The following is a 7,227-nucleotide window of genomic DNA, read 5'->3' on the forward strand; positions in this document are numbered from 1 at the left end:
TGCGAGCGGTTCCGACCTGGAGATGACACTAGAAGCGGCCGGTCGCACGAGACTTGCGCCGAAACCCGTACTCGGCCCGTACCGATGCCATCGGGGTGCGGGCCGCTCCCCTTGCGTCCGGTCGCGGTCTGACCTAAGCTCGTCACGTCCCATTCATCGATATGAATTCCCAATGAATGGGACTGTCCAGTGTAGGGGAGCGAGCCGACATGACCAGTGAATCCACCTTCATCGAGCAGACCAGCGCCACCGAGACGAGCGCCGTGAACGAGCGCCACTTCAGCGCCCTGCAGCGCGGGGAGGCGAGCCGCGACCGCATCGCCTCCGTGCGGATCTCGCACGCGATCCTCCCGCTCAAGACCTCCATCAGCGACGCGAAGGTCCTGACCGGCCGCCAGAAGCCGATGACCGAGATCGCGTTCCTGTTCGCGGAGATCCGCACCGAGTCCGGTCTCGAAGGCGTCGGCTACGGCTACTCCAAGCGCGCCGGCGGCAAAGGCCAGTACGCCCACGCCCGCGAGATCGCCCCCGATCTGATCGGCGAGGACCCCAACGACATCCAGCGGATCTGGACCAAGCTGGTGTGGTCCGGCGCCTCCGTCGGCCGCAGTGGACTGTCCACTCAGGCGATCGCCGCGTTCGACATCGCATTGTGGGACCTCAAGGCCAAGCGCGCGGGGCTGCCACTCGCGAAACTCCTCGGCTCCCACCGCGACACCGTGGCCTGCTACAACACCTCCGGCGGCTTCCTCTCCTCCTCCATCGAGGAGGTCCTCCACAACGCCGACGCCGCGATCGCGAGCGGCATCGGCGGCATCAAGATCAAAGTGGGACAACCCGACACGCGCCTCGACCTGCGCCGCGTCGCCGCCGTCCGCGAGCACCTGGGCGAGGACTTCCCGCTCATGGTCGACGCCAACCAGCAGTGGAACCGCAGCACCGCGATCCGCATGGGCCGCAGCCTCGAGGAGTACGACCTCACCTGGATCGAGGAGCCCCTCGACGCCTACGACGCCGAAGGCCACGCCAACCTCGCCCGCGAACTCGCCACCCCCATCGCCACCGGCGAGATGCTCACCAGCGTCGCCGAGCACGCCGACCTGATCCGGCACCGCAGCGTCGACTTCATCCAGCCCGACGCGCCCCGCGTCGGCGGCATCACCCCGTTCCTCAAGATCATGTCCCTCGGCGAGCACGCGCGCGTCCGCATGGCCCCCCACTTCGCCATGGAGATCCACCTCCACCTCGCCGCCGCCTACGAGCACGACCCGTGGGTCGAGCACTTCGAATGGCTGGAACCGCTGTTCAACGAACGCCTCGAGATCGCCGACGGCCGCATGGTCGTCCCTTCCCGGCCCGGCCTCGGCTTCAGCCTCAGCGAGCAGGCCCGCGCCTGGACCGAGGCCACCGAACGGTTCGGATCCGCCGCGTGACACCCCGCACCGAGGCCCCCAAAGGCGCACTCGACCGGGCCCTCGAGATCCTCGAAGTGCTCACCATGCGCGGCAAGGCCACCACGTCCGAACTCGTCGAAGCCGTCGGCGTGAGCCGCAGCGCCGTCTACCGCCTCGTCGAACGCCTCCAAGCCGCCGAGTACCTGACGCTCGCCGACGGCCAATGGCGGCTCGGCCCCGCCGCCGCGCGCATGGCCATGGCCGCCGTGCACAACATGGACGTGCTCACCGTCGCCCCGCCCATGCTCCGCGACCTCGCGCACCGCACCGGCGAGACCGTCAGCCTCGGCGTCCTCAGCGGCGACGAGATCGTGTTCGTCTTCCGCGAGATCGGCCACCAGTCCGTCCACGTGCGCTCCGAACTCGGCGCGCGCCGGCCCTTGCACGCCACCGCCGTCGGCAAGGCCTATCTCGCGGGGCTCGCCCCCGAACGCTGCCACGAGACCATCGAGCGCCTCCCGATGCAGGTCTTCACCAAAGCCACCGTCGCCGACCGCGACCGCCTGCGGGAAACCGTGGCCGAAGCGCGCAGTCGCGGCTGGGCCGAAGAACACGGCGAATTCGACGCGGGCAGCACCTGCTTCGGCGCCCCCGTGTTCGACCAGAGCGGCGCCGTCACCGCCGCCATCAGCATCGCCGGACCCACCGCCCGCATGGACGCCGCCCGCGACCCCTTCGGTCCCCTCGTCGCCGAGACCGCCGCCGCGATCTCCCACCGCCTCGGCTACAGCGACCGCACCAAGCCGCACACGGCCCGACCGGAACACCTAGGAGCCTGACATGACCATCGCCAGCACCGACCCGCGCACCGGCGACCCCGTCGCTGAAGCCGCGCCCACCGCCGCCGAGGACGTCCGCCGCCTCGCCGCCACCGCAGCGGCCGCCGCCCCCGAACTCGAACGCCGCGGCCGCGACTTCCGCGCCCGGCTCCTCCGCGCCGTCGCCGCCCGCCTCGAGGAACGCCGCGACGCCATCGTCGCCCTGGGCCGGCGGGAAACCGGGCTCCCCGAGGCCCGCCTTAGCGGCGAACTCACCCGAACCGCCTACCAGGCCGAGTTCTTCGCCGCCGTCATCGAAGACGGCGGCTACCTCGAGGCGACGATCGACCACGCCTCCGACACCCCCATGGGTCCCGGCCCCGACCTGCGCCGCCTCCTCGTGCCGATCGGCCCCGTCGCCGTCTTCGGCGCCTCCAACTTCCCGCTCGCCTTCTCGGTCCCCGGCGGCGACACCGTCTCGGCGCTGGCCGCCGGGAACCCGGTGATCGTCAAGGCGCACGACTCCCATCTGGGGCTCTCGCAGCTGTCCTATGAGGCGCTCGTCCAGGCCTGCGCGGACGTCGACGCCCCGGAGGGCACGGTCGGCATCGTCTTCGGCACCGAAGCCGGTGCGGCCCTCGTCGTCGACCCGGCCGTGAAGGCCGTCGGCTTCACCGGTTCGCTCACCGGCGGCCGGGCCCTGCTCGACCTCATCAACGCCCGCCCCGAGCCGATCCCGTTCTACGGCGAGCTCTCGAGCGTCAACCCGCTCATCGTCACCGCCGCCGCGGCCGCCGAGCGGCCTGAAGCCATCGCGAACGGCCTCGTCGCCTCCGTCACCGGCTCGGGCGGCCAGCTCTGCACCAAGCCCGGCGTCGTCTTCGTCCCCACCGGACCCGACGGCGACAAGCTCCTCGGCGCGGCCTCGGCCCTCATCGCCCAGACCGCCGCGCCTCCGCTGCTGAACAGCCGTATCGCCGCGTCCTACCGCGACATCAGCGCCGCCCACACGGCCGCGCCGGGCGTGAAGGAACTCGCGATCGGCACCGCCGCACCGTCCGAAGGCGCCTTCGGCAGACCGCGACTGCTCGAAGTCGACGCCGCCGACTTCACCGCCGCCGTCGCCGAAGAATGCTTCGGACCCAGTGCGATCGCGGTCCGCTACGCCGACGCCGCGGAACTCCGCAGCGCGTTCGCAGCCCTCCCGGCCTCGCTCACCGCGACCCTGCACACCGCCGAGAACGACCCTGGCCTCGAACCGCTCGTCGCACTCGTGCGCCCGCTCGCCGGCCGCCTCGTCTTCGACCAGTTCCCCACGGGCGTCCTCGTCTCCTGGGCGCAGCACCACGGCGGCCCCTGGCCCTCGACGAACACCCTCCACACGTCCGTGGGCGCCACCGCGATCCGGCGCTTCCTGCGTCCGATGGTGTGGCAGAACGCGCCGGAGTCCGTGCTGCCGCCCGAACTCCGCGACGACGCCGCCGTCCCGCAGCGAGTGGACGGCCGGCTCCGACTGTGACCGAACTGCCGTCCGACGGCGTCGCCTGGGCCATGCTGGCCCTCGCGGCGGCGCTCGTCGGCTTCTCCAAGACCGGCATCAACGGCACCGCGTCCCTGTCGATCCTGCTGTTCGCCACGGTGCTCCCCGCCAAGGAGTCGACCGGCGCGCTGCTGCCGGTCCTCATCATCGCCGACCTGTTCGCGATCCGCTTCTACTCTCGGCACGTCGAGTGGCGGGTGCTCGGGCGCCTGGCCCCCTGGGTCGTGGTCGGGACCGCGCTCGGCGCGGTGGTGCTGTGGTTCGTCGACGACACGTTCATGCGGCTGCTCATCGGTGCGATCCTGCTCGCGATGCTCGGCCTTCAGGTCTGGAACAGGTTGCGGCCCAAGGCAGTGGACCCGAAGCCACCGAGCGGACTGGCCCGCAGGAGCGCCGCGGCCGGCGCCGGCGTCGCGGCGGGCGCGACCACGATGACGGCCAACGCGGCGGGACCGGTCATGGTCCTGTACCTGATGCTCTCGGGCTTCCCGAAGCTCAAGTTCCTGGGCACGATGGCCTGGTTCTTCTTCGCGGTCAACCTGTTCAAGGTCCCCTTCAGCGTCGGGCTGGGCCTCATCTCCTGGCATACGCTCCTCATGGCCGCCCTGCTCATCCCGGCCATCGCGGTCGGCGCGCTGACCGGCCGCACCGTGGCGCACCGGGTGAACCAGCAGCAGTTCGAGCTCGCGACGCTCGCGCTCTCGGCCGTGGGCGCGGGGCTCCTCATCGTCTCGTCCGCGACGAGCTGACCGGAGGCCCACGTGAACCCAAGCACGGCAACAACTGTGGAGGTCCGACATGGCTGACGAAGTGATCGGCGCCTTCGACGCTGCTCGCGAGCCGTCAATCGGCATTGTGGGCGCGGGGATCGTCGGCCTGGCGGTAGCCCGAGAGCTGACGCGGCGGCGCCCCGGCGCCCGGGTCGTGGTCTTCGAGAAGGAGGAGCGCGTCGCCGCCCACCAGACCGGCCACAACTCCGGTGTCGTCCACGCAGGGATCTACTACGTCCCGGGCAGTCTCAAGGCGCGCCTGTGCACACGCGGCGTCGCCCTCCTCAAGGCCTACTGCACCGAACATCAGCTGCCCTATGTGGAATGCGGCAAACTCGTGATCGCCGCGCGCGGCGACGAAGTGCCCCGCCTGGACGCCCTCTACGATCGCGCTGTCGCCAACGGCGTCCCCGGCCTGCGCCGCGTCGGCCCCGAAGGGCTCCGCGAGATCGAGCCGCACGCGACCGGACTCGGCGCGATCCACTCCCCGGGGAGCGCCATCACCGACTACGCCGCCGTCGCCCGCGCCTTCGCCGCCGAAGTGGCGGCCGCCGGAGGCGAAGTGCGCCTTCGCTTCCCGGTCGACCGCATCGAACCCGAAGGCGAACGCGTCCGCATCGCCTCGGGCGAGGAACGGGTCACCGTGGACCGGCTCATCCTGTGCGCCGGCCTCCAAGCCGACCGCGTCGCGACGCTCGCGGGCGACGAACCCGGACCCCGCATCGTCCCCTTCCGCGGCGAGTACCTGCGCGTCAAGAACGAGAAGGCCGATCTACTGCGCGGCCTCGTCTACCCCGTCCCCGAACCCGGTTACCCCTTCCTCGGCGTCCACTTCACCCGCCGCATCGACGGCACCGTCGAGATCGGCCCCAACGCCGTCCTCGCCCTCGCCGCCGAGGGCTACCGCTGGCGCGACCTCAGCCCGGTCCACCTCGCCCGGCTCGCCGCCTGGCCCGGGGCCTGGCGGATGGCCGCCCGGCACTGGCGCATGGGCGCCCACGAGGTCTACGGCTCACTCTCCAAGCGCGCCTATATGAAAGCCTCGCAGCGCTACTTTCCCGAGATCGGCCTCGACGACGTTGAACGCTACGGGGCCGGGGTCCGCGCCCAGGCCCTCGACCGCGACGGCTCCCTCGTCGACGACTTCCGCATCCACCGCCTCGGTCCCGTCACCGCCGTCCGCAATGCCCCCTCGCCCGCGGCGACCTCCTCCATGGCGATCGCCGAGCACGTGGTCGACGCCATCGGCTTACACGCGGACCACCAGCTTCCCGAACGTGTGCCGCCGCGCGAAGTCCGTGGCCGCCTGCGCCCCTTCGCCAGCGTGTATCGGCGACCGATCTGGGCGGCGAGTCGCTCAAGTGCGGCGGCAAGGGGCAGCGGGCGACGACGTCACACGCGCTGACGCATTCCTGCCGATGTGCGCGCCGAACTACGTTGCGGGATGCGCGCCGAACGCGTCACCTGATCGATGGCGTCGCTACCTCGCTCTCATCCTCGACGGCCTACGCCCCGAAGTCGCGCGGCCGGTTCCCGAGTCGGCCCCGGAGCTCAACTGATCGAGCGTGGCGTCGATCGAGCTTCGAGCATGCAGCGAAGGAGCGGCGGAGAAGTGGAGGAGTCAGCTCGAGCTTCAGCCTTCAGCCGCCGAGGGCGAGACCGGTTTTTATTGGGCTGCAACCGGTCAGAGATGTCGAGGCGAGGGGTTGCCCGGGGTTGTCTGGGGTTGCCCGGGGTTGCCTGGTGGTGCGCCGCCGGGTCGGGGTCGTCTTTGGAGCGAGGTTCAAGCTGGCGGCGAGGGGGAGTGGTGGGCGGTGGTCCGGGGGTGTGTCGCCGGGGCGGGGCCGGTGGTCGCTTCCGGCGGGGCCGGGTGAGGTTGGGACCGGGCTGCGTGTCCGGGGCCGGGGTCGTCTCTGGAGCGAGGCGCAAACCGGCAGCGAGGGAAGGGTAGGCGAGGCTTCGGCGGTGTGTCGCCGAAGCGGGGCCGGTGGTCGCTTCCGGCAGGGCCGGGTGGGTCCGTCCCGTTGCTGCAGTGAGCGGGTGGTCGGCGGCACGGGAGCCGTCAGCCGCCGAGTTCGGCTCGGTTGCGCTCTTGTCCATGTCCATGTTCGTGTGCATGGTGGTGGTCTTCATGTGCCTGTCGCCTCCTTCCCGCTGCTCTACTTGCTTCCCTCGCTGGCCCTGCTGGCCCTGCTGGCCCTGCTGGTCCTGCTGGTCTTGCTTCGGCTTCCGGTTCCGGCCCTTCGGCTTTCGCCTGGCCGCGCGCCGTTCCTGCCAGGGGCGGATGTGGTTGCCTGCCGTCCCTGAGGGAGCGGTGCGGCCGCCCGGTGGATGCCGGTGGCGTGCCCGGTGGATGCCGGTGGCGGGTTCGCCTCCCGAGGATCGCTTCCTGTTCCTCGGGTCCGTCCTGCAGTCGCGCGGGCTTGCGGGCGCGGCGCTGCCGGGACGGGGTGGTGCTCGCCATGGACGTGCTTGCGGTGTCGCCGTACCGAGTCCTCTATTCGCCCGGTGTGGCCTCACCGCTGACGCTGGCGGGTCGTTCTCGGATCGCGTATGCCGTCGTGTACGGCATCGCCTGCTGGTTGGGGTGATCCCAACTAGGATCGTCCACCCAGTCACGGCCCATCGGGGGCGCGGACAGCTGCGGGCGATGGCACGGGGGTGAGATCGGACGCCTCCAGTGGAGGAGCACCCTGGCTTACCGG

Annotated in this window: 5 protein-coding genes; all 5 read left to right on the plus strand. The window is 71.2% G+C overall.

Annotated features, from left to right (window positions below):
* The first annotated feature begins 209 nt into the window (after positions 1-209).
* The 5 genes from JHY01_RS19340 to lhgO are packed head-to-tail and all read left to right on the plus strand — an operon-like array spanning position 210 to position 5,927.
* The gene (locus JHY01_RS19340; protein WP_205327317.1) at positions 210-1,433 is read left to right on the plus strand and encodes a mandelate racemase/muconate lactonizing enzyme family protein; all 1,224 of its coding nucleotides are present in this window, start codon (positions 210-212) and stop codon (positions 1,431-1,433) included.
* Positions 1,430-2,233, plus strand: a complete 804-nt coding sequence (locus JHY01_RS19345) for an IclR family transcriptional regulator (protein WP_205327318.1) — start codon at positions 1,430-1,432, stop codon at positions 2,231-2,233. The genes JHY01_RS19340 and JHY01_RS19345 overlap by 4 nt, the downstream gene beginning before the upstream one ends.
* A 1-nt stretch (position 2,234) precedes the next feature.
* Positions 2,235-3,731, plus strand: coding sequence for an aldehyde dehydrogenase family protein (locus JHY01_RS19350; RefSeq protein ID WP_205327319.1), 1,497 nt, complete (start codon positions 2,235-2,237; stop codon positions 3,729-3,731).
* Positions 3,728-4,501 (plus strand): sulfite exporter TauE/SafE family protein, encoded by a 774-nt coding sequence (locus JHY01_RS19355; RefSeq protein WP_307814501.1) that lies wholly within the window; start codon positions 3,728-3,730, stop codon positions 4,499-4,501. The genes JHY01_RS19350 and JHY01_RS19355 overlap by 4 nt, the downstream gene beginning before the upstream one ends.
* A 49-nt stretch (positions 4,502-4,550) precedes the next feature.
* Complete coding sequence (gene lhgO, locus JHY01_RS19360) at positions 4,551-5,927, plus strand: L-2-hydroxyglutarate oxidase (RefSeq protein WP_205327320.1); 1,377 nt, start codon at positions 4,551-4,553, stop codon at positions 5,925-5,927.
* The last annotated feature ends 1,300 nt before the right edge of the window (positions 5,928-7,227 follow it).

Source organism: Glycomyces sp. YM15, from assembly GCF_016918015.1.
Classification (GTDB): domain Bacteria; phylum Actinomycetota; class Actinomycetes; order Mycobacteriales; family Micromonosporaceae; genus Glycomyces.